This window comes from Nitrospira sp. BLG_2 (genome assembly GCF_049222245.1).
In genome coordinates this window covers 1-2010 of the sequence record NZ_JBLYIG010000636.1, presented here as the reverse complement: position 1 = coordinate 2010, position 2010 = coordinate 1, and the positions used below count along the sequence as shown (strand labels likewise).

The window sequence follows — 2010 nt, the reverse complement described above, 5'->3', positions numbered from 1 at the left end:
ATCGAATCGATGCGCGGAGAGATAGGTGCCGACGGCATCCGGATGCCGTACATCCATCAGACAGGGGATGACCCGTTCCAGACCGAGACCCTCGACCAGATGCTTCGGCGCGTCCAAGGTTATGTCGCCCAGATGAACCTCGTAGCGGCCATGTTGATTGAGGAGACAGGCGATCAGAGACCCGATCTTGCCGGCACCGAGGACGAGCACGCGATTCATAATGAGGCATTATACTCCACTGTAGAATTCTGGCCACTCGCTTCGAGAAATGGAGCGCCGGACAGGCCAAGCCGTCAGCGCTGTTCGAGCGTATCGACGACATACTGCGGACGGTTGGTCGGCCCTTCCGAGACCTGACTGTACCGGCTGGGAGGAATATCGGCCTGTAGTCTTCGCAAGAGCGTCGCCATCTTCATCGTGCCGGGCACTTCACAGATCCAGACATGCATGCCCGATTCCAGCTCATCAAAATGGCGCAGGACGCGGAACCCCGGCTGCTCCATGAAGTACGCCGAAAGAAAGCCGTTCACGGCCGTGACAACCCAAGGATGTTCCTTGATGTAGCGATAACTCAACCGTAGTTCCGTCATCGCGGCCTGTTCTTCGGATTCCATCGACGCACTCTATCAATTCCGGTTATGGGGACGCTATCTCAATGGAATGTCTTATTCGTGAGCCGGACCAGAAGGCGCGGGTGGTGAAGCGAAAGGCCCGCCGGACTGAGCGGATCGAAACGATTCGTGCCACGACAACAACTGCCACTTGCCGTTGCGACGTTCAAGAACCCCTGTTTCTCGCATCGGAAGGACGGTCCGTTTCAATTCAGATCCCTCGGCGACATAGCGGATATAGTCGAGTTCCATCGCGTACCAGGCCACATCTCCCTTCGTCCACACCCTGAGCTCATGAATCGGAATCTCGAGCTTCTGGGAATTGATGAATTCCTCCCGCATTCCGTTCTCCAGCTCCGTCCAGCCGATGTACTTACGGCCGGCGACCGCGTAACTGATGATATCGGCATCGTGGGCCATCAATCGTGAAAGCGTCGGCAAGTCTTTTTCGGCGTTGGCGCGCACCATCCGGCGGATGGCCGACTCCGGATCGGAAGGTTCCGCCGCGATGGCGGCCGCCGGGACGTTGATGAACAGGATCAAGACGCAGCCGGCAAACAGTCTGAGACGGATCATGGGATTTCTTTTCATCATGACTCACGTTTCCGTTCTGATGGATCTCGAGGATGAATGAAGAGTCGAATCAGCGCTCCCATCGATACCCGACGAGAAAGGGCATGACCGTCAATACGCCGAGCGCGCCGAGAGGGGCTATTCCCACGGCGGGATCCTGGCCGGCGAGATACTCGGTTACCGAAATGCCATGGAGCGGAAGTATGACCGTTCCTTCCACGATGAGCAAGAGGATGAGGGCTACGAGACCGACGCTGAGCCGTATACCGGGCAGAGGGGGCAACGCGAATCGGTCCACTACCCACCGAGCCCCGATAATAGTGGCGAGAAGCACGTTCGGAATCTCCAGCATCTCGGCAAGCCTCTCGCCGACATACAGGGCCACCACTTGTAATCGAATCACCTCCAGAACAAACTCCGCTCCCACCGCAATAAGGAAGTAGAGGGTGCCGGCCTTCAACACCTGCACGAGGCCATGCGGTTTCTCACCATCGGGCGTCTTATCCGGTACGGAAGTCACGGGAATATGATGCGTGTTCAGAGATCGAGGAAATCAGCGTCCCATTCTACTGTGTCAAGCCAAGCGCGTCTATCGCGAAGATACATAGGAGACGTAAGTGAATGAGAAGCGGCCACCGGATCGACGAGACTCTCCCGATTATGGCCGGCCGCCCCTTGACCTGTTTATCACCGAAGCGTAGGGTAATGACATCGCTTCGCTGCCGCCATCATGAAGGTGGTGATCATGGTCCTCCGTGGAGCACGTTCCAACGGTCCGGACCTGCCGGGTGTATCTTCCTCACCAGACGGGCTCTCTCATCGCGTA

4 protein-coding genes are annotated in these 2010 nt (G+C 57.3%); all 4 read right to left on the bottom strand.

What is annotated here, in order from left to right; all coding sequences use genetic code 11:
• Positions 1-219 (bottom strand): saccharopine dehydrogenase NADP-binding domain-containing protein (locus ACOSYY_RS16945; RefSeq protein ID WP_421663970.1); only part of this gene is annotated, 219 nt, incomplete at its 3' end.
• A 74-nt stretch (positions 220-293) separates the two neighbouring features.
• Positions 294-614 carry a hypothetical protein gene (locus ACOSYY_RS16940; RefSeq protein WP_421663969.1) on the bottom strand — a complete coding sequence of 107 codons (321 nt, stop codon included), beginning with the start codon at positions 612-614 and terminating at the stop codon, positions 294-296.
• A 51-nt stretch (positions 615-665) separates the two neighbouring features.
• A complete protein-coding gene (locus ACOSYY_RS16935) occupies positions 666-1187 on the bottom strand; it encodes a YybH family protein (RefSeq protein WP_421663968.1) in 522 nt (173 codons plus the stop codon).
• Positions 1188-1254: 67 nt separating this feature from the next.
• On the bottom strand, positions 1255-1704 hold the full coding sequence (locus tag ACOSYY_RS16930; protein ID WP_421663966.1) for a hypothetical protein: 450 nt from the start codon (positions 1702-1704) through the stop codon (positions 1255-1257).
• Positions 1705-2010 lie beyond the last annotated feature (306 nt).